Source organism: uncultured Roseibium sp., from assembly GCF_963675095.2.
GTDB lineage: Bacteria > Pseudomonadota > Alphaproteobacteria > Rhizobiales > Stappiaceae > Roseibium.
This window is the reverse complement of the sequence record NZ_CAXXSJ010000035.1, coordinates 25,044-49,661: the sequence shown is the minus strand read 5'-3', so window position 1 is coordinate 49,661 and position 24,618 is coordinate 25,044. Positions and strand designations below refer to the sequence as shown.

Below are 24,618 nucleotides of genomic sequence, written 5' to 3'. Positions count from 1 at the left end.
CGGACAAGCACACTTTCAAATGGCATGACGGTCGTCACCGACCGGATGCCCCATTTGAAGACGGCAGCCCTTGGGGTCTGGGTGAGAACCGGATCCAGGGCGGAGAACCTGGACCAGAACGGCATTACGCATCTGCTGGAACATATGGCCTTCAAGGGGACCCTGTCCCGGTCGGCGCGCGAGATCGCCGAGCAGATTGAGGCGGTCGGCGGCGAACTGAATGCCGCCACCAGCATAGAGCACACCAATTACTACGCCCGGATTCTGGCCGAAGACCTGCCGCTCGCAGTCGAGCTTCTGTCGGATATCCTGCAGAATTCCACCTTCGATGAGGAGGAGCTGACGCGCGAGAAGCACGTCATCCTGCAGGAGATCGGGGCCGCGCACGATTCTCCGGAAGATCAGGCCTTCGACCTGTTTCAGGACACCGCCTGGCCGGATCAGGCCATCGGCCGGCCAATCCTCGGCACGCCGGAGACGGTCAAAGGGTTCAGCCGGGACGCCTTGAACCATTATCTTCGCTCCCGTTATCGCGGACCGGACATGATCCTGTCCGCCGCCGGTGCCGTTGACCATGATGTCCTGGTCGCCCTGGCCGAGGAAAAGTTTACCGCTATCGGCTCCGAGCCGGCGGAAAACGGAACCCGGGCCCAGTATCGGGGCGGCGAACAGAAGCTGCAGAAGGATCTGATGGAAGCGCAGATCCTGATCGGCTTCGAGGGTAGGCAGTACAAGTCGCCGGACTATTACGCGATCCAGATCCTGGCCTCCGTGCTCGGCGGCGGAATGTCGTCCAGGCTGTTCCAGGAAATCCGCGAAAAGCTGGGTCTGTGCTACGCGATCTACAGTTTCCACTGGGCGTTCTCCGACACCGGCCTGTTCGGGCTGCATGCGGCGACGAGCCAGGAAGACATCGCCGAACTGATGCCGGCGATCGTCGATGAACTGAAGTCGGCCTGCGAAACGGTCACCGACGAAGAGGTCGCCCGGTCCCGTGCCCAGATCAGGGCAGGTCTGATGATGGCGCTGGAAAGCCCGGCAGCCCGGGCCGGACAGATCGCCCGGCAGATCCTCGTCCATGGCCGCACGCTGACCCTTGAGGAAATTTCCGAAAAGATCGAAGCCGTGACGGCGGCCGACATTCGCCGCGTGGCTCATGAAACATTCACCGGATCGACGCCAACCCTGACGGCCGTCGGCCCGGTTGGCGATATAATGAGTGCTCGAAGAGATTTCACAACGGCTGAACGCACCGCTGTTGAAAGCGGTATCGATGTAGGGCGCGATCTCATTCAGGAGGTCGAGGTCCAGGAAAGGGGACGTCAGGCATGTCACTCTTGCGCTCCACGATCGCGCTGGAAGCCGAGCCCCGCATCGAATCGAGCACCCACTATCTGCGCCCGCCCGTCATCGGCGACTTTCGCGCCTGGGCCGAACTCAGGGCCGCGAGCCGCGAATTCCTGAGACCCTGGGAGCCCCTGTGGCCGAGAGACGACCTGACAAAGTCAGGTTTTCGCCGCCGCTTGAGGAAATACGCCAGGGACCGGCGTGACGGACGCAGCTATCCCTTCTTGTTGTTCAGTATGCGAACAGGCGAACTGCTCGGCGGCCTGACACTCTCCAACATCCGCAGGGGCGTGTGCCAGTCCGCCACCATGGGGTACTGGATGGGTGCACCCTTCGCCGGAAACGGCCACATGAGCCATGCTGTCAGTCTGGTCCTGCCCTACTGCTTCGATGTCCTGGGGCTGCACCGGGTGGAGGCCGCCTGCCTGCCCAACAATGACCCTTCCATCCATCTCCTTCAAAAAGCCGGATTTCGGCGCGAAGGCTATGCCCGCAAATATTTGCTGATCAACGGTAAATGGCAGGATCATCTTTTGTTTGCCTGTCTTGCCGAAGATCATGCGCTTGCTTGCGAACCGCCCATCATGTCGGGTGGGAGAACAATGAAAGAAATCTTGTGACATGCGGCGCAACCCGATACTCATTCGGCCCATGTCAGAATGGATACCGGAACGGCTCGTGGGCATTCGTAAATTTCTTGCCGCATTACTCCTTGGATTGATTGGGTTTTTTGTCACCGCACCGGCATGGGCGGTGGAGCCGATCCCGGTGCCGATCGATGCCGATGCCCTCGACCTGACCAATATGGTCGAAATTCATGCCAATGCCGGTCCGCGGCTGCAGGTCTCCACCGCGCCGGGCGCCGACGGGATCGTGCGCCGGATCGAGGTTGCCTCCAGGGACGGTGAGAACAAGAGCTGGGCGGTTTTTGCGCTCGCCAACACCAGTGACGAGCAGATCGACCGGCTTCTGGTCGCGCCCTATTTCCAGCTGGTCGGCTCCAAATTGTTCTGGCCGGATCTCGGCTCGTCGCGGATTACGGCGATCACCCCAAGCCAGGGGATCGCGCCGACACGGCAGAAGAGCCTGGAGGCGGACGTCTTCCTGGTGACGCTCGATCCGGGCTCGGTCGTGACCTTCGTTGCCGAACTGACGTCACCGAACCTGCCGCAGTTCCGCCTCTGGGAGCCGGACACTTATACCGAGAAGGTGAACGCCTACACGCTCTATCGCGGCATCGTGCTCGGCATTTCCGGGCTACTGGCGCTGTTTCTGACCATTCTGTTCGTGGTCAAGGGGACGGTGATGTTCCCGGCGACCGCAGCGCTTGCCTGGGCGGTACTGGCCTATCTGTGCATCGATTTCGGCTTCTGGAACCTGGTGTTCAATCTGCAGGAGGGCGGGGACCAGCTTTACAGGTCCTACGCGGAGGTGATGCTGGCCGCCAGCCTGATCATCTTCCTCTATGCCTATTTGAACCTGAACCGCTGGAACATTCACTATTCGCACCTGGCGCTGACGACGCTGGTCCTGCTGCTCGGCCTGATCGGCGTCGCGGTCTGGGATCCTTCGGTCGCTGCCGGCGTCGCCCGTCTGGCGCTGGGGATCATCGGCGTTCTCGGTTTCATTACGATCATGGTGCTCGCCTTCCAGGGCTACGACCGGGCGATCATGCTCATCCCGACCTGGTGTCTGCTGATCGCCTGGCTTGTCGGCGCGGCCATGACGATCACCGGGGCACTGGCGAACGACATCGTGCAGCCGGCCCTCGGCGGCGGGCTTGTCCTGATCGTACTTCTGATCGGCTTTACAGTGATGCAGCACGCCTTCGCCGGCGGCGCCATCGCCCAAGGCCTGATTTCCGATGTGGAGCGCAGGGCGCTCGCGCTGACGGGCGCCGGCGACATCATCTGGGACTGGGATGTGGACCGGGACCGGATCTTCACCGGGCATGAGGTGGAGGATCTCCTCAACCTGCGCCACGGCACACTCGAAGGGCCTGCCCGTGACTGGCTGGAAGTCCTGCATCCCCAGGACCGTGACCGGTTCCGAGCCACTCTGGACGCGGTGATCGACCAGCGCCGGGGCAAGGTCGTCCAGACCTTCCGCCTTCGCTCCGAAGACGGCCATTTCCGCTGGTTCCGTCTGCGCGCCCGGCCGATCATCGGGTCCGACGGCGAAGTGATCCGCTGCGTGGGCACGCTGCTGGACGTGACCGAGGAAAGAACCGCCGAGGAACGCCTGCTCCACGACGCGGTTCACGACAATCTGACCGGGCTGCCGAACCGGGAACTGTTCATGGACCGCCTGCAGGCGGCCCTTGCCAATGCCCGGGCGGACGGCAACAGCAAGCCGGCGGTGATGATCCTGAACCTCGACCGGTTCAAGCAGGTCAACGACAGCATCGGCCTGTCCGCCGGCGACAGCATTCTGCTCACGGTCGCCCGGCGTCTCGTGCGCATGATCGGCGAACAGGATACCCTGTCGCGCATCAGCGGCGACCAGTACGGCCTGCTCGTGCTGTCGGAGCCGGAACCGGACCGGATCGTTGCGCTCGCCGACGGTCTGAGAAAGGCGGTCCGCTCGCCGATTACCTTCGGCGACCGCGAAATCTTCCTGACCTGCTCCGTCGGCATCTCGCTTTACGAGGACGAAAAGCAGACGTCTGAAGACCTGATCACCGACACGGAAATCGCGCTCAATCATGCCAAACGGCTGGGCGGCGACCGTCAGGAGGTCTTCCGTCCGATCCTGCGCCCGCTCGGCAAGAACGTCATCGACATGGAAACCGACCTGCGTGAGGCGATCCGCAAGGAAACGCTCGGGGTCTTCTATCAGCCGATCATTCGCCTGGAAGACCGGACAATCGCAGGCTTTGAAGTGCTCGCGCGTTGGAACCACCCGAAGCGCGGCAAGATCTCACCCGCCGAGTTCATTCCCGTCGCCGAGCAGTCCGGCCTGATCAACGAACTCGGCATGTACATGCTGGAAAAGGGCGCACACCAGCTCGCATACTGGCAGCGGGAGAACGCGATGCCGCGGCCGTTGTTCGCATCGGTCAATCTCTCGTCCAGGCAATTGCTGAAACACGATCTGATCAATGACGTAAAGGCGGTGCTGTCACGCTCTTCGCTGGCGCCGGGAACCTTGAAGCTGGAACTGACGGAATCCCTCGTCATGTCCAACCCGGAATATTCCGCCAAGGTTCTTGAGCGGCTGCGTGCACTGGGGGCGGGCCTGTCGCTGGATGATTTCGGCACGGGCCATTCGTCGCTGTCCTACCTGCAACGGTTCCCCTTCGACACGATCAAGATCGACCAATCTTTCGTGAAGCCGAACGGCAAGTCGGCACGGCCCGTCCTGCTCAGGACGATCGTCGCCATGGGACACGATCTCGGCATGTCGGTGGTGGCCGAAGGCGCGGAAAGCGAGGCGGACGCGCTGGAGCTTTACCAGCTCGGCTGCGAATACGCCCAAGGCTTCCACTTCGGCCAGGCCGTTTCCGCGGACGAGGCGAGCAAGCTGCTGCGCCGTCAGCCGGCGGAAGCCCACACGGCCTAAGCCGCCTTCATCGAAATTTGCCTCAGGGAACGATGATCGCGAGATGACCGGGAGCCGGTTCGATCTCGACCGGCGTCGTCCCGAACGGATCGCCGTCTATCTGCACGGGGACCGGGCGATTGGCCAGGATACGCGCACGCTGGAAACTGCGGACCGTGACGCCCTTGGCCTTGTGAACCCGCCCCATTAGCAGGGCCAGCCCGAACCGGAAACTGGAAAGCGGGTCGTCCTTCTCCAGCATGAGCAGTTGCAGACCGGCCTTCGTCACGGATGCGTCCGGGCTGATGACGAAGGGACCGCCGTAGAAACGGCCGTTGGTCGCAACCGCCAGTTTGCCGTGCAGTGTCTCGCCGTCGATCTCCGCCGTCAGGTCGCTGGTCTCGCGGGTCAGGCCGATCCGGATGGCGGTGATCACGTACGCCAGCTTCCCGAGCCGGCGTTTCAGCGCCAGCGGGATGCCGTGGACGACTTCCGCATCGAAGCCGGAGGACGCCATCAGAACGAAGGGGTGGCCGTTGGCAAGACCTGCATGCAGCGGCTTGGTCCGCCGCCGCAGGATCGCGCCCGCAATGGCGCCGGAGCGTCTCGGCAGGCCCAGTTCGCAAGCCAGCACATTGGCCGTGCCGAAGGGAATGACCGCAAGGTCGGGCGGGGCCGGATTGGATTGGAAACCGGCCAGGGCCTCGTTGATCGAGCCGTCGCCGCCGGCAATGACGAGCAGACCGACGGCCAGTTTGGGATCGGCGCAGACCTCGCCGATCTCGCCGGCATGGGTGGTCAGATGCAGGGTGACCTTGCAGCCACCGGCCTGAAGTTTCTCTTTAACCTTGGCGAGCAGCTTCGGGCGATATCCCCCCGCGGTCGGGTTTGCCATGATCAGGACATCGCAGTGCGCTGTCCGGAGGGACGCGGCGGGGGACGGCCGGTCGTTGCGCCGGAAGAACCTCAAGAAAGATCCTCCGCCAGTTCGGCAGTCCCACCCGGTTTGAATGGCGCCATTCCCATTCTGGCAAGCTCGTCGGCACGCTCGTTTTCCGGGTGCCCGGCGTGTCCCTTGACCCAGTGCCAGGACACGTCATGGCGCAGGCGCGCTTCGTCCAGAGCCTGCCAAAGGTCGGCATTCTTCACCGGTTTCTTGGCTGCCGTCCGCCAGTTCTTGCGTTTCCAGCCATCGAGCCACTCGGTGATGCCGCTGCGCACATAGGTCGAATCCGTATAGAGATCGACGGCGCAGGGGCGCTTGAGGGCATTGAGCGCTTCGATCGCGGCGGTCAGTTCCATGCGGTTGTTCGTTGTCTCGCCAGCGCCGCCGGAAAGCTCCTTCTCGTGCTCGCCGAACCGCAGGATCGCCCCCCAGCCGCCCGGGCCCGGGTTTCCCGAACAGGCTCCGTCCGTGTAGATGGTCACTCTGTTTGGTGCGCTCATATATCCAGTCCGTAGGCGCCGGCATTGTCGACGCTCTGGTGAAACCGCAGTTTCTTCAGGTATTCACGCGGATCCTTCGGCGTGACGAGGGCGCCTTCTGGAACGCTGAGCCAATCGTAAAGCCGTGTCAGCAGAAACCGCAGCGCCGCCCCGCGCGCCAGCAGAGGCAGGACGTCGTATTCCCGGTCGGTGAGCGGACGGACCCTGGAATAGCTGTTGAGCAGGGCGCGCGCCTTGGTCACGTTGAACGCGAGATCCGGCTCGAAACACCAGGCGTTCAGGCAGATCGCTACATCGTAGGCGAAGGCATCGGTGCAGGCGAAATAGAAGTCGATCAGGCCGGACAGCTCGTCCGACAGGAAGAAGACGTTGTCGGGAAACAGGTCCGCATGAATGATCCCCGACGGCAGATCGGACGGCCAGTTCGCTTCCAGGAAATCAAGCTCCCGGGTGATTTCCGCTTCGAGGCCGGGCACGACCGTATCGGCGCGGCCGTCGCATTGCAGAAACAGCGGGCGCCAGCCGTCGACGCTCAACGCGTTTTTGCGCGTCATCCCGAAGTCGGCGCCGGCCAGATGCATCTGGGCCATACCCTCGCCGAGCGCGCTGCAATGCTCCGGCTTCGGCCGCCTCACCCACATGCCATCCAGAAAGGTGACGAGGGCTGCGGGGCGGCCCGCGAGCGTGCCGAGCACCTCACCTTTGTTTGTCTGGACCGGGGTCGGGCAACTCAGTCCCTTGGTCGCCAAATGCTGGAGCAGGTTCAGGAAAAACGGCAGATCGTTTGGATCCACCCGCTTCTCGTAGAGCGTCAGGATATAATAGCCACTTTCCGTGTGAACCAGGAAATTGCTGTTTTCGACGCCCTCGGCAATGCCCTTGAAGGAGAGCAGCTTGCCGATGTTGTAAGTGTCGATGAACGCGGCGAGCTCTTCATCCGCGACTTCTGTGTAAACGGCCATTCTTCGGTCTACTCTGCTGCCGCGTCTTGAGCGCTGTTGTGAGCGCCCGCCACATCCCGCAATTCGCGGGGCAGATTGAACGCGATGGTTTCCTCGGCTGTCCGGACGGTCTCGACGGAAACGGCAAACCGGTCCGCGAATGCGGCAATCACTTCTTCAACGAGGGTTTCCGGCGCGGACGCGCCGGCGGTCAGCCCGAGGGAGGAGATCGCGCCGAACCGGCTCCAGTCTATGTCGGTGGCGCGCTGGATCAGCATGGATGTCTTGCACCCGGCCCGCTCTGCCACTTCGCGCAAGCGTTGGGAATTGGAAGAGTTGGGGGCGCCGACCACGATCATGGCATCCACCTTGGGCGCAATCGCCTTGACCGCTTCCTGGCGGTTTGTGGTGGCGTAGCAGATGTCTTCCTTGTGCGGCGCGACGATATCGGGGAACCGCTGGCGCAGGATGTCGACAATACCGGCGGTGTCGTCGAGCGACAGGGTCGTCTGGGTGATATAGGCCAGCTGGCGTTCTGTCTTCGGCTGGAACGCCTTCGCATCCGTCTCGGTTTCGATCAGCGTCACCGTTCCTTCCGGCAACTGGCCCATCGTACCGATGACTTCCGGATGGCCCGCATGGCCGATCAGCACGATCTCGCGGTCCCGGCGGAAATGGATTTCTGCTTCCTTGTGGACCTTGGAGACCAGCGGACACGTGGCGTCGAGATAGAACATGTTCCGGCTGCCGGCATCGGCAGGAACGGATTTCGGAACACCGTGGGCGGAGAAGATCACAGGACGGTCGGTGTCGCCTGCCGGGATCTCGTCCAATTCTTCGACAAAGACGGCGCCTTTCGACTTTAGGCCGTCCACGACGAACTTGTTGTGAACGATCTCGTGGCGCACATAGACCGGGCTGCCGTATTTCTCCAGGGCCAGTTCCACGATCTGGATGGCCCGGTCGACGCCTGCGCAGAAACCGCGCGGCGCGCACAGAAGCACGGTCAGTTCAGGCTTTGCGGCTTTATGTTCGCTCATCGTTTCCTGGCCCGGTTTCTCACATAGTCTACGGACAGCATCCCATTTCGGCGAGCCGGTATCTGGTGACAGACCCGTAGAGCATTGCCGCCGTAATGGTCAAGCCGCTTTCGCCCCCGGCCGCAGACAGAAACACGGCCTCTTTTTGCGGCCTGAAGCCGGTGTGGCGCACCTGGCCTGTGCTGGCCTGTTGTCGGTGCGCAACAGGGGGCAGAACATGAGCCGAACCGCACATGCGCGCCTCAGTCTCGCCAATGTTTCTCTCTCCTGCTATGAAGCAACGCCAAAAGGCAGCTAATTAGACAGGTGATCAATGAAAATGGGCGTCAATGCCTCCTGGCTCAAAGCCGTAATGGCCGGCACGTTGTGCGCCGGTGTCCTGAGTGGGTGCATGGGTGGCGGTTCGGATGAACTCGCCGGCAGCGGTGCCGCAGGGCAGGCGCAAACAGGCAACACCCGCGGAACCTTCGCGACGATCGTGGCCGGCGGTCAGCAGCCGATCCAGGTCGATCCGGACGCGTTCGCGACGAAGGTCTATTGCCCGCCGATCCAGCTCAAGCCCGATACGTATCTCATTTCGAAATACGCCCGCGGCAAGGAGAACGAGCCGGAAGGCCTGCTCTATCAGGCGGCGGTCGAAGAATGGGCCAGAAGCTGCACCCGGGAGGGAGCCGACCAGACGCGTATCAAGATCGGTTTTTCAGGTCATGTGACGCCGGGACCTGCCTGGAAGGGCGGAGAGGTCGACCTGCCGATCCGTGTGGCGATTCTTCCTCCTGATGAAGGCGAAGCCCCGATCCTCTCGGAGTTGCTTGCCGTTCCGGTCACGATCGGGGAGGGGCAGCCAAGCGAAGCCTGGACCCTGGTCGAGAACAAGTTCCTCGTTCCGCAGAATAAGCAAATGAAGATTGTCTTCGGCTTCGATGAGGGCCGTAAGAAAGGCCGGTAAAACCCCGGCATGGTCCGAATGTATAAGGTCGGGTTATTGACAATAAGCAGGCCTCAGTGAACAATCCCGGCACTGGCTCGGGTCGTTAGCGAGCCGCCGGAATGGGTAGCGGGAAACCTTTGCGAAGGATGCTCGCCGACCGTTTCAAAAGCCCAAGCGGGAGAGACCGGGTGAAACAGACCGGAGCCGAAGGAGCAACCGCCCCGGAAACTCTCAGGCAAAAGGACCGCTTGGACATCGACGCTCTGGAAAGCAGTTTTCCGCCCTGGCCTCAATCGGGACGGAACGGCTCACCGAAGGAGTAACCGTTTTTGCCGGCAGACAGGCCGGCAGGACGCGGGAAATCTCTCAGGTACTCGGACAGAGGGGGTGCAAAAGGACGATGCGAATCGTCATTTGCGCACTCTATAACCCGAGGAGTTCACATGGCTGAACCGGACGTCCCAGGCGACTTGAAAAGAACGCCACTTTACGATCTTCACATCGAACTCGGTGCGCGCATGGTGCCTTTCGCCGGCTATGAAATGCCGGTGCAATATCCAAGCGGCATCATGAACGAGCATCTGCACACGCGTGCGGAGGCAGGCCTGTTCGATGTCTCCCACATGGGTCAGGCGATCCTGCATGGTCCGGATCACGAGACCACGGCCCGCGCGCTTGAGGCGCTGGTGCCTTCCAACATGCTGGAACTCAGCCGGGGCAAGCAACGCTACACGGTTCTGCTCAACGGCGAAGGCGGTATCGTCGACGATCTGATGGTCACGCGACCGCTCTCCGAGGAGCGTGACGGCCAGTTGTTGCTCGTGGTCAACGCCTCCCGCAAGGATGTCGACTACCCGCTGATTGAGGCCGGGTTGCCGGAGAATGTCCGTCTGGAGATCCTGGAGGACAAGGCCCTGATCGCCGTGCAGGGGCCTTCGGCCGTGGAGGTTGTCGCGGCCCACGCGCCGGTGGCTGCGGATCTCGCCTTCATGTCCGGCGACTTCATGGAATTCGACGGCATTGCCTGCCATATCGCCCGCGCCGGCTACACCGGCGAGGACGGGGTGGAAATGTCCGTGCCGGCCGGTGCGGCTGAGCCGATCGCCCGTGCGCTGCTGGCTGACGAGCGGGTGAAGCCGATCGGGCTTGGCGCACGTGATAGCCTGCGTCTGGAAGCCGGTCTCTGCCTTTATGGCCATGACCTCGACGAAACCACCTCGCCGGTCGAAGGGGCGATCACCTTCGCCATGCAGAAACGCCGGCGCGAGGAAGGCGGTTTTCCGGGTGCGGAGCGCATCCAGGCGGAACTGCGCGACGGACCGGGGCGCCTGCGCGTCGGCCTGAAGCTGGAGGGCAGGGCGCCCGCCCGCGAGGGTGCGGAAATCCGCCTGCCCAATGGCCCGACCGTCGGCACCGTCACCTCAGGCGGCTTTGCGCCGAGCCTCGGCGCGCCGATTGCCATGGGTTATGTCGCCGCCGAACATGCCGCCGTTGGAACGAAGCTTAATCTGGTCGTGCGCGGCAAGGACCTGCCTGCGGAAGTCGTCGACATGCCTTTCGTGCCGAACCGCTATTATCGCAAACCGAAAACCACATAATCAACTTCCAGAACTCCGGGATAAAACATGACCACCTATTACTCCAAAGACCACGAATGGATTTCCGTCGACGGCGACACCGCCACCATCGGCATCACCGGCTATGCTCAGGAACAGCTCGGCGATGTCGTTTTTGTCGAGCTGCCTGAAGTGGGCAAGGTCCTGACCAAGGGCGACGAAGCCGCCGTCGTGGAATCGGTTAAGGCCGCCAGCGAAGTCTATGCCGCCGTCGGCGGTGACGTCGTCGAGGCGAATGATGCCCTGGTCGACGAACCGGCCAAGGTCAACGACGACCCGGAAGGCGCCGCCTGGTTCATCAAGGTCAAGCTCGCCGATGCCGGCGAACTGGAAGGCCTGATGGATGCGGCCGCCTACAAGTCCTACGTGGACACCCTCTGATCATGGCCGGACACCTCTACACCGCTGAAGTCGTCTGGCGCTGCGAGGGCGACTTCGCGAAGGGACAGTATTCCCGCGGTCACCTGTGGCGTTTCGACGGCGGAGTGGAGGTGCCGGCCTCGGCATCGCCCTCCGTGGTGCCGCTGCCCTATTCGAAGGAAGCCGCCGTCGACCCGGAAGAGGCCTTCGTGGCTGCGCTTTCGTCCTGCCACATGATGAGCTTCATCGATCTGGCCCGCCACGCCAAGTACGTCATAGACAGCTACACGGATAAGGCGGAAGGCGTCATGACCCGGATCGGCCGCGGCCGGATGGCGGTCACCAAGGTGACGCTCCGGCCCCAGGTCACGCTGCGGGCCGATAAGATGCCCGATCCGACCTGGTTCGAGGACCTCCACGAGAAGGCGCATGAAATCTGTTTCATCGCCAATTCCGTCAAGACGGAGATCGTGATCGAGCCCGAACCGCTGCGTCTCGTTTCTCCCTAACTTAAAAGAGCTGCACCATGCGCTATCTGCCCTTGAGCGATACGGACCGCGGCGACATGCTGGCACGTATCGGCGTCGACACGATCGACGACCTGTTTGCCGATGTTCCCGAAAAAGCCCGTTTAAACGAACTTCTCGACCTGCCGCGCCGCGCCGGCGAACTTCAGGTCGAACGGCAACTGTCGACCCTGGCGGCGAAAAACGTCGCCGCCGGGTCGGTCCCCTTCTTCGTCGGCGCCGGTGCCTACAAGCACCATGTGCCGGCAACCGTCGATCACCTGATCCAGCGGTCGGAGTTCCTGACCTCCTACACGCCCTACCAGCCGGAAATCACCCAAGGCACACTGCAGTACCTGTTCGAGTTCCAGACACAGGTCGCACGCCTCACGGGCATGGATGTGGCCAATGCCTCCATGTACGACGGCTCGACCGGCACGGGCGAAGCCGTGCTGATGGCCCACCGGGTGACACGCCGCAACAAGGCGGTCCTGTCCGGCGGGCTTCATCCGCAATATCGCGACGTGGTCGAGGACATCTCCGGCATGGCCGACGATACGGTCGTCTCCCTGCGGGCGGATCCGACCGGCACGGAGGATATTCTCGCCCAGATCGACGACGACACCTCCTGCGTCGTCGTTCAGTCGCCGTCCTTCTACGGCCAGCTGATCGACCTGAAGCCGATTGCCGAAAAGGCCCATGCCCATGGCGCCCTGCTGATCGCCGTCTTCACCGAGGTCGTGTCCCTCGGCCTGATCGAACCGCCGGGGGCGCAAGGCGCCGATATCGTCGTCGGCGAAGGCCAGTCCATCGGCAACGGCCTTAACTTCGGTGGGCCTTACGTGGGCCTCTTCGCCACCAACCAGAAATTCATCCGTCAGATGCCCGGGCGCCTGTGCGGCGAGACGGTCGACGCGGAAGGCCGGCGCGGCTTCGTGCTGACGCTTTCGACCCGCGAACAGCATATCCGCCGGGAAAAGGCGACCTCGAACATCTGCACCAACTCCGGACTCTGTTCGCTCGCCTTCACCATCCACATGTCGCTCCTGGGCGGCGCGGGGCTGAAGAAGCTGGCGCGGATCAACCACGCCAATGCGGTGAAGCTGAAGAAGGACCTGTCGGCGGTGCCGGGCGTAGAGGTTCTGAACACCGCCTATTTCAACGAGTTCACCGTCAGGCTGCCGAAACCCGCCCACGACGTGGTCGAGGCGCTCGCCGAAAAAGGCATCCTCGGCGGCGTGCCGGTGTCGCGGCTCGTGCCGGGTGACGCGTCGCTTGAAAACCTGCTGGTGGTAGCCTCTACGGAAGTGAACACCGACGAGGACCGCGCGGCCTTTGCAAGCGCGCTGAAGGAGGTGCTGGCATGAGCATGAACACCCAAGGCCGCCCGACGGCCCCGGGCGAAGCGGAAACCAGCTACCGCCCGAAGACCTTCACCGGCAATCGCGGTCTCGACATGGAAGAGCCGCTGATCTTCGAATTCGGCCATTTCGACACCATGGGCGTCGACCTGGACGAACCGCAAGACTTCGCGCCCGAGCTTGGGCAGCACGCCCGCGTGGCGGAGCTGGAATTGCCCGGCCTCGCAGAACCGGAAGCCATGCGCCACTACGTGCGCCTGTCGCGCAACAACTATGCGATCGACAGCGGGCTTTATCCGCTCGGCTCCTGCACCATGAAGCACAATCCGCGCCTCAACGAGAAGATGGCACGGCTGCCGGGCTTCGGCGACATCCATCCGCTGCAGCCGCTGTCCACGGTTCAGGGTGCGGTCGAACTGATCGACGAACTGGCCCGCTGGCTGATGGTCTCCACAGGTACCTCCGCCGTTGCCATGAGCCCCAAGGCGGGCGCCCACGGCGAGCTGTGCGGCATGATGGCGATCAAGGCGGCGCACAAGGCCGCCGGCCGTGATCCGAAGATGGTGCTGGTGCCCGAAAGCGCCCACGGAACCAACCCGGCAACGGCGGCGCTCCTCGGCTACAAGGTCGTGTCCATCGATGCCAAGGACGACGGCACGGTGGATCTGGCCTCCGTTAAGGCGACCCTTGCCGAGCATGCCGGCAACGTGGCGGCGATCATGCTGACCAATCCGAACACCTGCGGGCTGTTCGAGCGCGAGATCATCGAGATTGCCGACGCGGTCCACGCGGCGGACGCTTACTTTTACTGCGACGGGGCCAACTTCAACGCCATCGTCGGCAAGGCGCGGCCAGGGGACCTCGGCGTCGACGCCATGCACATCAACCTGCACAAGACCTTCTCCACGCCCCACGGCGGCGGCGGTCCGGGCTCCGGTCCGGTGGTCCTGTCGGAACGGCTCGCGCCGTTCGCGCCGCTGCCCTTCATCCGCAAGACGGACGACGGGCCGGTGCTGGTCGAAACGGAAGCGGACACGCTCGAAGGCGAGCAGCCTTTCGGCCGCATGACCGCCTTCCACGGCCAGATGGGCATGTTCGTGCGTGCGCTCGCTTACATGATGAGCCACGGCTCCGACGGGCTGAAACAGGCCTCCGAGGATGCGGTGCTCAACGCCAACTACGTCCGCGTCGGCCTGCAGGACCTGATGAGCCTGCCCTTCGGCGAACGGCCCTGCATGCACGAGGTCCTGTTCGACGACAGCTTCCTCAAGGACACCGGCGTCACCACCCTCGACTTCGCCAAGGCGATGATCGACGAGGGCTACCACCCGATGACCATGTATTTCCCGCTGGTCGTCCATGGCGCCATGCTGATCGAGCCGACGGAATCGGAAAGCCGGGCGGCGCTCGACCTGTTCATCGCCACCATGCGCGATCTGGTCATGAGCGCGCAGCGCAAGGAAACCGACCGCTTCTCCGGCGCTCCCTACCTTGCCCCCCGGCGCCGCCTGGATGAGACGGCCGCCGCCCGCAAGCCGGTCCTCAAATGGACCCCACCCGCCCCGGCGGAGGTCACCCCGGCCGCTGCGGAGTAGGGACATCCCGAACGAAAGTGAGAAAGCCCGGTCATACGATCGGGCTTTTTTATTGCCAAGAAGCCAACACCATCCTCTCGAAGTCATCCCGGAAAAGCCGTCAGGCTTTATCCGGGACCGGCGAGCCTCTGCGCTATCGGTCTGGTTTCGATCTTCAACGACAGACCTCGGCTCCCCGGTCCCGGCTCTCCGCTTACGCTCCGGCCAGCAACTGTATCGCGACCTGTCAAGCAGATTGCTCTATAAAGGGCCGATTTTCGCTGATCATGGCGTTTAGGGCCAGGAGCAGTTTGCGAGCAACGGCGATACGGACCTTCTTTGTTTGCTTGCCGGCGTCTTCGAGACGCTTTGCAAAGGCGGCAAATGCAGGATGCTTGGCCGCGTGCCGAGCAGCCAGGAAGAGGAGCGTGCGGAGCTTTCGGCGCCCACCCCAGATGCGCCTCTGTCCTCGCCATCGGCCGGAATCGCGTGACAACGGCGCCAGACCGACCAGTGCGGTGATCGCCTTGGCCGAACGCCTGCCCAATTCAGGTAGAAAGGCAATGAGGCTGGCGGCCGTCACCAGAGCCACTCCGGGGGCGGAAGACAAAAGACGGGCGACATGCTCGTGCTCGGGATGGGTCTTGAGATGGACCTTGATCTGCTGCTCATAGGCCGCGACCCGGTCCGAGATTTCGATGAGGAAGGTCTCCATCTCGGCCCGGATCGCCGCATCGTCCACCTGCTTGAGGCGCGTGGCCTCCTGTTTGCGCATGGTGACGAGCTGGTTGCGCCGGTCGATGAGACTGCGCAAAGCCTGGCGTTCCGGTGCGAGCGGCTCGGCCGCGGCAAGAGGGATCCGGCGGGCATATTCGGCCAGCATGGCGGCATCAACGCGGTCGGTCTTGGCCAGGAAACCTGCAGCCTTGGCGAACTCGCGCGCCTTGCGCGGATTGGCCCGGTGGTAGGCAAGCCCCGCCTTTTCCAGCGCCGCCATCAAACGGCGGTCATAGACGCTGGTGGCTTCGAAGATGACGAACGCCTTAAGCTGGCGTGCTCTCTTCACGATCGATGCCACGCCGCTGGTATCGTTAGGGATCCGGCGGCGCCAGACTGTGGGCCAGCCGTCGGTATCCAGATAGTCTTTCGAGATGTCGATGGACAAAATGGAGTGTGGTAGAGTGCTCATCGCCCGTCCTTGTCCTGCGAGACGCCGCCAATCACGGCTCTCATGCAACTGTTCGGGATGACTAGGGTACGCGAGCGGACGCCACGCTGGCCGACGGTTCTTACCAACCGGGGATGACTCGGCGCTCCGCTCGCTCCCATTCACACCCAACTCACCAAACTAAACAAGCCGGGTGCCTCGATAGACAGGGATGACGATGGAAAGGGCAGGTATTGTCTGCAGTTTGTAGGCTTGTGGTCAGTCGACCTGGCTTTCTATTGTGTCCTGTCAAAGTCTACCGATGCTTTGATGCATTTTAGCAACGAATGGGTTTCCGGGGCTGGCAGCATTGTAATAAATTACGTCGACATTCCAGTTTGGATGATTTTCATCCAGGGTTTTGAAAAGTTGGTCCGAGTATTTCCGATATCGCTTCATCATTTTGGCAATCGCGGCATCAGGATCATTCAAATCGCGCTTTTTCAGGCAAGCCGATGGCCCCATGAAGATTTGCCATCTGCTGCCAAAAGACAAACTGTACACGTCACAAGGGTATCGGAATACGGCCTCTGTCCAGTCCCTGGCATCGCATCCCGAATTCAAAAGACTTACCAATTCCGGAGTGCTTCGGGATCGTTTGATTTTGAAGAAAAATTGCCGGTTGGAGGGCAGGTAGGAGATTTCGAACTGGTCGACGTACTTCGACGTATCCTCGCGGATAAGGTGTCTAAAATACATCTGGTTATGCGGGTCCCAGCCGGTTTCATAGATCGGATGGTCCACAAAGCCCCGGGATGCCTCCATCTCCGCGATCTGTTCGGCGACGCCCAGAAAGATTTGCTTGTGCGGGCTTCTTCTTTTCTTCGTTTGCGACATGCGTGTCGGTTCGGCCTTTTGTTTGCCTGAGTCCGGCGCCTTGATCGACGCGGTTGTGCAACGCCAAGGGCTCTCGTATTCCGCATTTCTAACAAGCCGTTCGTTCGATGGAAATAAAGGAATTCCGTCCGAGTGAACGTATTTTTATGAGACGGGCCATCAGACGATCGAACCCCGCCAGAAAGTCCTTGCATTCAGACCCTCTCCCGGACAATAGTTTACAAGGAAAGTAAATCGAGACGCGCCGGGGGGAGCCGGAGCGTCTGGGAGGAGAAGAGAATGAGCACCTGGTCCGGAAGGCGGGGCGAACCCTTGTTCGCGCCGCCAAGTGTTGTGAAGTCCGTGCAAACCTCGGGCGCGATCCTGCTGGAAAGCAGCATCCCCCTGCCGGCCTACGAACGCTGCGTTGGAGAATGGCTGGTGCGCTGGGCGGAGGAGCGCCCCGACACCACCTTCCTGGCCGAACGGGATGCCGACGGCGGCTGGCGTAAAGTCAGCTATTCGCAAGCCCTGACCCGTGTGCTCGGGCTCGCCGGCTGGTTGTTATCGACCAGCGCCTCACCGGAGCATCCGGTTCTGGTCCTGTCGGAAAACACCGTCGACCATGCGCTGCTAGCCTTGTCCGCCATGCATGTGGGTGTGCCGGTCGCCACGGTTTCGACCGCCTATTCGCTGCTGTCGCAGGACCATGCCAAGCTGAAAGCCATGGTCGAACTGGTCGACCCGTCCGTGATCCACGTCTCCGACCCGGATGTCTATGCCGGCGCCCTTGATGCGATCGACGATCTGCACGACGCGGTTGTTCTGGTCGGGAAGGCACCGGAAAAGACAAGTCGTAAGGTCCAGCTTCTCCAGGAGGCCGATCTGCCCGAGGCCTCTTCTGCCGTCTCATCTGCATTTCATGGCATCGGCCCGGATACGGTCGCCCGGCTGCTGTTCACGTCCGGCTCGACCGGCACGCCAAAGGCGGTGATCAACACCCAAAAGATGGTGACGTCGAACCAGGCAGCGAACCTGGCCGTCTGGACCTTCCTGGAACAGAACCCGCCGGTGGGTCGTGGACTGGCTGCCGTGGTCGCATACCTTCGGCGCGAATTTCACCTTCAATGCTGTTTTGAGCAATGGCGGTTCGCTTTACATCGATGCCGGCAAGCCGGCACCGGGCCTGATCGACCGGACCATCGCCAATTTCAAGGACGTGAAGCCGACCCTCAGCTTCAACGTTCCGCGCGGCTACGATCTTCTGGCGCAGGCATTGGAAAAAGACGCGGAGTTGCGCGAGGTCTTCTTCAATATGGACCTCGTCATGAATGCCGCCGCCGCCCTGCCGACGACGGTCTGGGAAAATCTCAAGCGGCTCAGCCGCGAGACGATCGGGCGCGAGATCCCGATCGTCGGCTCCTGGGGCTCCACCGAGACCGCGCCGCTTGCCACCCACTGTCATTTCCAGGTGGAGAACATCGCCAATATCGGCCTGCCCGTGCCCGGCGTGACGCTGAAGCTGGTCCCGAACGGCGACAAGCTGGAGGTCCGCGTCAAGGGGCCCGGCGTGACGCCCGGCTATTACCGCCATCCCGAACTCACCGCCTCGGCGTTCGACGAGGAGGGGTTTCTACATCATCGGAGACGCGGTCCGCTTTGCCGATCCGGAGGATCCGTCGAAGGGGCTCTTCTTCGACGGCCGGGTGAGCGAGGACTTCAAGCTGGCGTCGGGAACCTGGGTCAGCGTCGGCGAACTGCGCGTTGCCGGGATCGATGCCCTCGCACCCCTGGTGCAGGACGTTGTCGTGTCCGGTCACGGCCGGGACGAAATCGGCTTCCTGCTCATTGCCAACGAAGCAGCCTGCCGCGCCAGTGCGGGCCTGGCCGCCGATGCGCCTCTGGCAGATGTCCTGGCATCCGAGGCGGGTGCGCGACCGGGTCGCCGAAGGCTTGCGCAGTCTGCAAGGCGCAAGGAGGCGGCTCGTCCCGCTATGCCACGCGGGCACGGTTCCTGCTGGCACCGCCCAACCCGGATGCCGGAGAAATTACCGACAAGGCCTATCTGAACCAGCGCCAGATCATCGCCAATCGCGCCGCTGATGTGGAGGCGTTGTTCGGCGACCGGCCGGGTGAGTTTATCGATCTCAAGCCGGCAGAGGTGCCAGCCTGATGAACGCCTATATTCCTTACGGCGCCTACTGGAGCACGCCCTTTGCCCGCTGGCAGGGCGAGTTCGCTCATCTGCATTCCATGGAATTCGCCGCCCATGTGGCGCGCGAGGAACTGGAAAAGCGCAAGCTTCCGCTGAGCGCTTTCGACTATGCCGCCTACGGCATCACCGTCATGCAGAACCGCAGCTTCTACGGTCTGCCGTGGTTCACCGGGTTGCTGGGCGCCGAACACCTGCCCGGACCGACCGTGAACCAGGCCTGTGCCACCGGCGCACGTCTTGTCGCGACGGCCGCCGGCGAATTCGCCATGGGAACGACGGCAACCGCGCTGCTGGTGTCCGGCGACCGGACCTCCAACGGACCCCATGTCTATTATCCCGCGCCCGAGGCGCCGGGCGGAACGGGGGTGAGTGAAAACGTCGTACTCGACAGTTTCAACGTCGATCCCTTCGCCCGCTGCGCCATGGTGGACACGGCGGACAACGTCGCCCGCCGCGAGGGTATCGACACCGCCGAACAGCACGAGCTGACGCTCTACCGGAATACCCAGTATGCTGAGGCGCTGAAGGACGACCGCGCGTTCCAGAAACGCTACATGGCTGCGGAATTCGCTGTCCCGGATGCCCGCTTCCGCAAGACGGTGAAGACCGTGAACGGCGACTGCGGCGTCTATCCGGCGTCGGCGGAAAAAATGGCGGCGCTGAAGCCTGTCCGCGAGGGCGGCAGCGTCACTTTCGCTGCCCAGACCCATCCGGCGGATGGCAATGCTGGTCTCGTCATGACCGCCGACCCGGGCCGCGCCCGCGAGCTGTCGTCGGTGTCCGGTGGCCCGGAGGTGCAGGTGATTGCGGTCGGTCAGGCGCGGGTGGAAAAGGCCCACATGCCGGCCGCCCCCATCGATGCGGCCCGCAAGGCGCTGGAACTTGCCGGACTGACCATCGCCGACATGGCGGCGGTCAAGTCGCACAATCCCTTCGCGGTCAACGACATCGCCTTCGCCCGTGCCTTCGGCATCGACTGGAGGATCATGAACAACTACGGCTGTTCGCTGATCTGGGGCCATCCGCAAGGCCCGACCGGACTCAGGGCGATCATCGAGATGATCGAGGAACTGGAAATCAAGGGCGGCGGCTACGGCCTGTTCCAGGGCTGCGCCGCCGGCGACTCCGCCATGGCCGTCATCCTGCGCGTGGGGTGAGGCGGCGCAGTTGCCAGCGGACTCTAAACAATAAAAGGCTCAACCGCTTGTTCCCCGTCTCCCCCCTTGAGGGGGAGATGTCCGCGTGAGCGGACAGAGGGGGGTACCGGGCCTCTCTGCAAATAACAACGTCGAGATATGAAGCCAACGCTGTCACCCCCCTCTGTCACCTTCGGTGACATCTCCCCCTCAAGGGGGGAGAGGGGTGCAGGGGGCAGAGCTGCGACAAGAAAAAAGGGCGGCCGTCGTAACGGCCGCCCTTGTTGTTATGATCCGGATCTCAAAGCCCGTAGGTCGAATAGTCGACCTTGGACCAGACTTCTTCCTGAACCTTGGCCGCGATGGCGTCCGGGTCGGAGCCGGTTTCGGCGACAATCCCGTTCCACTTGTCGACGAGTGTCAGGAACTGCTTCACCATGGCGTCGGCTTCCTTGATGCCGTCACGCTCTGCGTAAAGCTTGGCGACGGCTTCGGCATCCTTGGCCGCATAGGCCTTGACCGCCTCGGCCATTTCGGCCGAAGGCTCGGTGAATTTGATCCCGGCCTTTTCCGCCGCAGCCGTTGCGGCCGCCGTCAGTTCGTGTGCCCAGCGTTGGGTGGTGTCCGCATTCGCCCGGTTCGCCGCCCGTGCCAGGGCCGCCCGGTCTTCCGGCTTCAGGCCGGCCCAGGTCGGGCCGTGCACGGTGAAATAGGACGTGGCGTGATAGGTGCCCAGGTTGATGGTGTTGATGTCCTTGGTGACTTCGACCAGCCGGAAGGACAAGAGGTCGCCGTAGGATGTGGCGGTGCCCTCGATGGCCCCCTGTGACATGGCCTCGAAAGTTTCGCCGACCGGCATGCTCACCGGCACCGCGCCGAAGGCTTCGGCAAAACGGGACCAGGGCGATCCGCCAGAGCGCAGCCGGAGGCCTTTCAGGTCTTCCAGGCTCGTGACCGGCTTGGTCGTCAGCAGGTGATAGATGTCCGTCGAGCCAGAGCCCAGAAACACCACCCCGAAGTCTTTCATCTCCTTCTGGCAGGGCTCGCAGGTCACGACGAACTCGGTCATCGCCGCGCCCATCGCATCTGGAGACGTCCCAACCAGAGCGACTTCGGACGGAATGCTGATATAGAGGAAGTCTGCCGGGAAATAGAGCGGCAGCAGCAGCCCGACCTGGGTGACACCGGCCTGCAGCGCTTCCTTCATCTGGCCGAGGCTGACGACTTCCGGTCCGATCAGGGTCGCGGTTAGTGCGCCATTCGATTCTTCCGGCAGATATTCAAGCAGATGTGCATAGCCATGGCTGTAGGCGGGGTGTGCGGACGGAACGCCGGGCGATACCCGGAGATCTTCCGCCTGGGCCGAAGCCGCAATACAAGCCGCGGCAACGGCGCCGATCAGTAGCCGTTTCATGTAATTCCTCCCTGTTGTCGTCTCTGGCCGCTTGGTTGGGTTTTTATCGAATGCGGTCGCAAAGTCCTCCGGAGCGTAATCGGAAAAACTTCACAGGTAAACTTAAATCGATGGTAGAAAACTGTCTTCGTGAACTAAAAGCTGGCCGGTGTTGCTCGGGACGGGCAGGGGCGGTAGACACTAACGAATAGCGGCTTCAGGGTCGCGGATTGAGGAACGGGTCCTGCTTCGGCTCCGGATACGCGATCAGTCTCGCGCGTCTGTCGGTCGGCCTTCGGAAGGGACCGCAATCGAGACGGTGAGCATGCAAGAGAATCTCAAATCCGACGCGACCTGCGAAGAAAGATCCTACGGCGGACTGGAGAACATGTCCGGCTTCCTGATTTCGCTGGCCCAGGCGCACGTCTATAACCATTTCGGCGAGGAGCTGACCCCCAAGGGCATGCGCCCGGCGCAGATTTCCGCCCTGATCCTGATCCGCGAGAACCCCGGCATCCGCCATGGCGAGCTTGCGGAATTACTAAAGCTCAAGCTGGCCTACACCACCAAGCTGATCAAGTCGTTCGAGGCCGACGGATGGGTCCGCAGGGAACAGTCGGAGGAAGACCGGCGCGCGATCCAGCTTTACCTGACGCCGGAAGGCGCTGCCTTCGTCGATGCCATGAAGCCGGTGCTGACGGAAAGCGACGCCGCGCGTCCGAGCGGCTTGAACGCCCGCGAAACCCAGCAGCTCATGCGCCTTCTCCGAAAGTATCTCGGCATGGACGCCGCCGGGTCTTCCGCGGGTTGAGGCAGTCGTATTTCGGGCCGTTTTGATGTAATCTGTCTATCACGGTATCGAGGGGCGTAGCCGGTCCGGCTACGTGCTCCAGGTCTTTGTCCGGCAGAGACGATCCGGACACGATCCGCCCGGAAGCGGAGAGAGCCATGAACCAGAAAGCAGTCAGCCCGGCGGAAGGCCCGTCAGATTTGTCCATGCGGACCGGTCTGCCGGACGAGTGGCTCTATCTCCTGAAATCCCACCCGCGCGAGGGCTGGCAGGCGCATCACAATCTTGGACCGCTGACTGAGTTCTGGCTGGCCCGGCACAACGGGTTTCGCGAAATGGGTGGCGTCCTGGACGTGGCACTGACGAAGTTTCGGGAAGGCGAGGTGGAGGCCCAGCCTTTCGCCCGACATTTCGCCAGCAACCTGCAGCACTTCCTCACCGGACTGCACCATCATCACATCATCGAAGACAATCACTATTTTCCCGTGTTCGTGGAAGCCGAGAAACGGCTCCTGCCGGGGTTCGAGCTTCTGGAGAACGATCACGAATGGCTGGACCATCGGATCGGGAACATGGTCGAGAGCGCGAACGCCTTTTTCCAGGCGCTGGGCGAAGGTGATCGTGATGCGATCCTGAGAACGGCTGAGACCTTCGGGATGGCCAGCGACCGCCTGCTCGGCGGCCTCATGCGCCACCTGGACGATGAGGAGGATCTGGTGGTGCCGCTCATCCTGGACCGGGGCGAGGAAGAGCTCGGCATCGGATAAGGTTGCAATGCCCTCGGTACAGCCGCTTGACTTCTTCGCCGCCGTCGCGCATCTAAGCTCCATGAGCAACGAGATCTTCGCCCTTAACGGATTTTATTACTACGTCACCGACATATCGGCGGCTGCGTAGGATCTTGTCTCATTGAACGAACCCGAAAAAGCCGCCGCGTCAGGCGGCTTTTTGGTTTGAAAGGGCACCTGGCGGGCCGATCCCCAGGAAGCCGAACATGACCACTCACATGATTGAAGCCGGAAAGCCGGCAACGAAACTCAAATCCGAAGCAGCCCAGGTGCTCTTCGAACGGGGCCTGATCAACCAGTGCACCGACATCGAAGCGCTGGACGAGGCGCTCAGCAAAGGCTCGGTAACCGCCTACGCCGGCTTCGACGCCACGGCGGCAAGCCTTCACGTCGGCCATCTGATGCCGCTGATGACCCTGCGCTGGCTGCAGAAGCTCGGCCACCGGCCGATCATCGTCCTGGGCGGCGGCACCAGCCAGGTCGGCGACCCGAGCTTTCGCAACGACGCCCGCCCGCTTCTGGATCGGGAACAGATCGATGCCAACATCGCCGGTATCCGCCGCTCGGTGGAGCGACTCGTCGACATGCGCGGGCCGGACGGTGCGCTTATGGTCGACAACGCCGAATGGCTCACCGAATTCCGCTTCCTGGAATTCCTGCGCGACTACGGCAGCCAGTTCACCGTCAACCGCATGCTGACCTTCGACAGCGTGAAGTCCCGCATCGAGGCCCAGCAACCGCTGACCGTGCTGGAATTCTGCTACATGATGCTGCAGGCGGTGGATTTCCTGGAACTGGCGCGGCGCCACGACTGCACGCTCCAGATCGGCGGCTCCGACCAGTGGGGCAATATCGTCAACGGCATCGAGCTCGGTCGACGCTGCGACGCGCGCCGCCTGTTCGGCCTGACCGTCCCGCTGCTGACGACGGCGGCCGGAACCAAGATGGGCAAGACTGCGGATGGCGCCGTCTGGCTTCACCCGGAGCACCTGTCGTCCTTCGGCTTCTGGCAGTTCTGGCGCAACACGGCGGATGCCGACGTGCCCCGTTTCCTGCGGCTCTTCACCGAACTGCCGATCAGCGAGGTGATCCGCCTGTCGGAGCTTCAGGGCGCCGAACTCAATGAGGCCAAGAAGATCCTGGCGACCCAGGTCACCGCCATCGTCCACGGACCGGACGCGGCCCGCGCGGCCCTGGAGCAGGGCGACGCGCTGTTTTCCGGAACCGGAGAGATCGCCGATCCGACCCACAGGATGGAGCTTCAAAGGCTCGCCGACGGCCTTGGCCTGTTGGAACTGATGGTCAGTGTCGGCTTCGCCGCCTCCAACGGCGAGGCCCGCCGCCTGGTCGAAGCCGGCGGCGTCCGGCTCAACGGTCAGATAGTGGACGATCCCCGCCGCCGGATTACCAGCGACGACCTCGGTGCTGAGGAACGCCTATCCCTGGCCGTCGGCAAGAGGCGCAAGGCGCTGGTGGAATTCGGGTGAGATGAGCAAGCTTCACCCGAAACATCCGCCTCCGTCATGCCATGGTCAAGCCCACTGCTGTCCGGTTTAAAAAACTGGCCTGAGTGCATGACATTGATTCTACTCGGTTTCAGACGTTTCGCGG

21 protein-coding genes, 1 pseudogene and 1 riboswitch are annotated in these 24,618 nt (G+C 62.6%); of the genes and pseudogenes, 15 read left to right on the top strand and 7 right to left on the bottom strand.

Going from position 1 to position 24,618, the window contains the following annotated elements; all coding sequences use genetic code 11:
• The first annotated feature begins 24 nt into the window (after positions 1-24).
• The 3 genes from ABIN98_RS13985 to ABIN98_RS13975 are packed head-to-tail and all read left to right on the top strand — an operon-like array spanning position 25 to position 4,908.
• Positions 25-1,464, top strand: coding sequence for a M16 family metallopeptidase (locus ABIN98_RS13985; protein WP_394701503.1), 1,440 nt, complete (start codon positions 25-27; stop codon positions 1,462-1,464).
• Positions 1,350-1,967 (top strand): GNAT family protein, encoded by a 618-nt coding sequence (locus ABIN98_RS13980; RefSeq protein WP_346910884.1) that lies wholly within the window; start codon positions 1,350-1,352, stop codon positions 1,965-1,967. The genes ABIN98_RS13985 and ABIN98_RS13980 overlap by 115 nt, the downstream gene beginning before the upstream one ends.
• A 58-nt stretch (positions 1,968-2,025) precedes the next feature.
• The gene (locus ABIN98_RS13975) at positions 2,026-4,908 is read left to right on the top strand and encodes an EAL domain-containing protein (protein ID WP_346910855.1); all 2,883 of its coding nucleotides are present in this window, start codon (positions 2,026-2,028) and stop codon (positions 4,906-4,908) included.
• 22 nt (positions 4,909-4,930) lie between these two features.
• Here the strand turns inward: ABIN98_RS13975 and ABIN98_RS13970 are convergent, their stop codons facing one another.
• From ABIN98_RS13970 to ispH, 4 genes are read right to left on the bottom strand one after another with little or no spacing between them, the layout of a single operon-like run.
• Positions 4,931-5,857, bottom strand: a complete 927-nt coding sequence (locus tag ABIN98_RS13970) for a diacylglycerol kinase family protein (RefSeq protein WP_346910854.1) — start codon at positions 5,855-5,857, stop codon at positions 4,931-4,933.
• The gene (rnhA, locus tag ABIN98_RS13965) at positions 5,854-6,333 is read right to left on the bottom strand and encodes a ribonuclease HI (protein ID WP_346910852.1); all 480 of its coding nucleotides are present in this window, start codon (positions 6,331-6,333) and stop codon (positions 5,854-5,856) included. The genes ABIN98_RS13970 and rnhA overlap by 4 nt, the downstream gene beginning before the upstream one ends.
• Complete coding sequence (gene thrB, locus ABIN98_RS13960) at positions 6,330-7,295, bottom strand: homoserine kinase (protein ID WP_346910850.1); 966 nt, start codon at positions 7,293-7,295, stop codon at positions 6,330-6,332. The genes rnhA and thrB overlap by 4 nt, the downstream gene beginning before the upstream one ends.
• An 8-nt stretch (positions 7,296-7,303) precedes the next feature.
• Positions 7,304-8,314, bottom strand: coding sequence for a 4-hydroxy-3-methylbut-2-enyl diphosphate reductase (gene ispH, locus ABIN98_RS13955; RefSeq protein WP_346910849.1), 1,011 nt, complete (start codon positions 8,312-8,314; stop codon positions 7,304-7,306).
• 319 nt (positions 8,315-8,633) lie between these two features.
• Between ispH and ABIN98_RS13950 the strand changes: the two genes are divergently transcribed.
• The 6 genes from ABIN98_RS13950 (at position 8,634) to gcvPB (ending at position 14,683) form a co-directional block, all read left to right on the top strand.
• On the top strand, positions 8,634-9,263 hold the full coding sequence (locus ABIN98_RS13950) for a hypothetical protein (protein ID WP_346910847.1): 630 nt from the start codon (positions 8,634-8,636) through the stop codon (positions 9,261-9,263).
• A gap of 147 nt (positions 9,264-9,410) precedes the next feature.
• Positions 9,411-9,502: riboswitch (glycine riboswitch) on the top strand.
• Between the two features lie 186 nt (positions 9,503-9,688).
• Positions 9,689-10,843 (top strand): glycine cleavage system aminomethyltransferase GcvT, encoded by a 1,155-nt coding sequence (gene gcvT, locus ABIN98_RS13945; RefSeq protein ID WP_346910845.1) that lies wholly within the window; start codon positions 9,689-9,691, stop codon positions 10,841-10,843.
• Between the two features lie 27 nt (positions 10,844-10,870).
• Complete coding sequence (gene gcvH / locus ABIN98_RS13940) at positions 10,871-11,242, top strand: glycine cleavage system protein GcvH (RefSeq protein ID WP_346910843.1); 372 nt, start codon at positions 10,871-10,873, stop codon at positions 11,240-11,242.
• Positions 11,243-11,244: 2 nt separating this feature from the next.
• Complete coding sequence (locus ABIN98_RS13935; protein WP_346910842.1) at positions 11,245-11,730, top strand: OsmC family protein; 486 nt, start codon at positions 11,245-11,247, stop codon at positions 11,728-11,730.
• Positions 11,731-11,747: 17 nt separating this feature from the next.
• Positions 11,748-13,094 (top strand): aminomethyl-transferring glycine dehydrogenase subunit GcvPA, encoded by a 1,347-nt coding sequence (gene gcvPA, locus ABIN98_RS13930; protein WP_346910840.1) that lies wholly within the window; start codon positions 11,748-11,750, stop codon positions 13,092-13,094.
• Entirely contained in the window at positions 13,091-14,683 is a 1,593-nt protein-coding gene (gene gcvPB / locus ABIN98_RS13925) for an aminomethyl-transferring glycine dehydrogenase subunit GcvPB (RefSeq protein WP_346910838.1), read from the top strand. The genes gcvPA and gcvPB overlap by 4 nt, the downstream gene beginning before the upstream one ends.
• A gap of 226 nt (positions 14,684-14,909) precedes the next feature.
• Here the strand turns inward: gcvPB and ABIN98_RS13920 are convergent, their stop codons facing one another.
• Positions 14,910-15,851: an IS110 family transposase gene (locus tag ABIN98_RS13920; protein ID WP_346906329.1), complete on the bottom strand. Its 942-nt coding sequence runs from the start codon at positions 15,849-15,851 to the stop codon at positions 14,910-14,912.
• Positions 15,852-16,118: 267 nt separating this feature from the next.
• On the bottom strand, positions 16,119-16,706 hold the full coding sequence (locus ABIN98_RS13915) for a hypothetical protein (RefSeq protein ID WP_346910836.1): 588 nt from the start codon (positions 16,704-16,706) through the stop codon (positions 16,119-16,121).
• 279 nt (positions 16,707-16,985) lie between these two features.
• On the opposite strand from ABIN98_RS13915, the pseudogene ABIN98_RS13910 reads away from it, so the two are divergent.
• A pseudogene (locus ABIN98_RS13910) lies at positions 16,986-18,858 on the top strand (feruloyl-CoA synthase).
• A complete protein-coding gene (locus ABIN98_RS13905; protein WP_346910832.1) occupies positions 18,858-20,057 on the top strand; it encodes a thiolase family protein in 1,200 nt (399 codons plus the stop codon). The pseudogene ABIN98_RS13910 and the gene ABIN98_RS13905 overlap by 1 nt, the downstream one beginning before the upstream one ends.
• A 280-nt stretch (positions 20,058-20,337) precedes the next feature.
• Here the strand turns inward: ABIN98_RS13905 and ABIN98_RS13900 are convergent, their stop codons facing one another.
• Positions 20,338-21,450: a C4-dicarboxylate TRAP transporter substrate-binding protein gene (locus ABIN98_RS13900; protein WP_346910830.1), complete on the bottom strand. Its 1,113-nt coding sequence runs from the start codon at positions 21,448-21,450 to the stop codon at positions 20,338-20,340.
• 304 nt (positions 21,451-21,754) lie between these two features.
• On the opposite strand from ABIN98_RS13900, the gene ABIN98_RS13895 reads away from it, so the two are divergent.
• From ABIN98_RS13895 to tyrS, 4 genes are all read left to right on the top strand, one after another.
• The gene (locus ABIN98_RS13895; protein ID WP_346910828.1) at positions 21,755-22,240 is read left to right on the top strand and encodes a MarR family transcriptional regulator; all 486 of its coding nucleotides are present in this window, start codon (positions 21,755-21,757) and stop codon (positions 22,238-22,240) included.
• 137 nt (positions 22,241-22,377) lie between these two features.
• Complete coding sequence (locus ABIN98_RS13890; protein WP_346910826.1) at positions 22,378-22,986, top strand: hemerythrin domain-containing protein; 609 nt, start codon at positions 22,378-22,380, stop codon at positions 22,984-22,986.
• 7 nt (positions 22,987-22,993) lie between these two features.
• The gene (locus ABIN98_RS13885; protein WP_346910825.1) at positions 22,994-23,116 is read left to right on the top strand and encodes a hypothetical protein; all 123 of its coding nucleotides are present in this window, start codon (positions 22,994-22,996) and stop codon (positions 23,114-23,116) included.
• A gap of 97 nt (positions 23,117-23,213) precedes the next feature.
• Complete coding sequence (gene tyrS, locus ABIN98_RS13880) at positions 23,214-24,494, top strand: tyrosine--tRNA ligase (RefSeq protein WP_346910823.1); 1,281 nt, start codon at positions 23,214-23,216, stop codon at positions 24,492-24,494.
• Positions 24,495-24,618 lie beyond the last annotated feature (124 nt).

Excerpts from the sequence above, each read along its gene's own strand:
- ABIN98_RS13900 (WP_346910830.1), bottom strand. The coding sequence starts at position 21,450 with ATGAAACGGCTACTGATCGGCGCCGTTGCCGCGGCTTGTATTGCGGCT.
- tyrS (WP_346910823.1), top strand. The coding sequence starts at position 23,214 with ATGACCACTCACATGATTGAAGCCGGAAAGCCGGCAACGAAACTCAAA.
- ABIN98_RS13935 (WP_346910842.1), top strand. The coding sequence starts at position 11,245 with ATGGCCGGACACCTCTACACCGCTGAAGTCGTCTGGCGCTGCGAGGGC.
- ABIN98_RS13920 (WP_346906329.1), bottom strand. The coding sequence starts at position 15,851 with ATGAGCACTCTACCACACTCCATTTTGTCCATCGACATCTCGAAAGAC.
- ABIN98_RS13905 (WP_346910832.1), top strand. The coding sequence starts at position 18,858 with ATGAACGCCTATATTCCTTACGGCGCCTACTGGAGCACGCCCTTTGCC.
- gcvPB (WP_346910838.1), top strand. The coding sequence starts at position 13,091 with ATGAGCATGAACACCCAAGGCCGCCCGACGGCCCCGGGCGAAGCGGAA.
- ABIN98_RS13915 (WP_346910836.1), bottom strand. The coding sequence starts at position 16,706 with ATGTCGCAAACGAAGAAAAGAAGAAGCCCGCACAAGCAAATCTTTCTG.
- ABIN98_RS13890 (WP_346910826.1), top strand. The coding sequence starts at position 22,378 with ATGAACCAGAAAGCAGTCAGCCCGGCGGAAGGCCCGTCAGATTTGTCC.
- ABIN98_RS13895 (WP_346910828.1), top strand. The coding sequence starts at position 21,755 with ATGCAAGAGAATCTCAAATCCGACGCGACCTGCGAAGAAAGATCCTAC.
- ABIN98_RS13885 (WP_346910825.1), top strand. The coding sequence starts at position 22,994 with ATGCCCTCGGTACAGCCGCTTGACTTCTTCGCCGCCGTCGCGCATCTA.
- ABIN98_RS13950 (WP_346910847.1), top strand. The coding sequence starts at position 8,634 with ATGGGCGTCAATGCCTCCTGGCTCAAAGCCGTAATGGCCGGCACGTTG.
- ABIN98_RS13985 (WP_394701503.1), top strand. The coding sequence starts at position 25 with ATGACGGTCGTCACCGACCGGATGCCCCATTTGAAGACGGCAGCCCTT.
- ispH (WP_346910849.1), bottom strand. The coding sequence starts at position 8,314 with ATGAGCGAACATAAAGCCGCAAAGCCTGAACTGACCGTGCTTCTGTGC.
- gcvH (WP_346910843.1), top strand. The coding sequence starts at position 10,871 with ATGACCACCTATTACTCCAAAGACCACGAATGGATTTCCGTCGACGGC.
- thrB (WP_346910850.1), bottom strand. The coding sequence starts at position 7,295 with ATGGCCGTTTACACAGAAGTCGCGGATGAAGAGCTCGCCGCGTTCATC.
- rnhA (WP_346910852.1), bottom strand. The coding sequence starts at position 6,333 with ATGAGCGCACCAAACAGAGTGACCATCTACACGGACGGAGCCTGTTCG.
- gcvT (WP_346910845.1), top strand. The coding sequence starts at position 9,689 with ATGGCTGAACCGGACGTCCCAGGCGACTTGAAAAGAACGCCACTTTAC.
- gcvPA (WP_346910840.1), top strand. The coding sequence starts at position 11,748 with ATGCGCTATCTGCCCTTGAGCGATACGGACCGCGGCGACATGCTGGCA.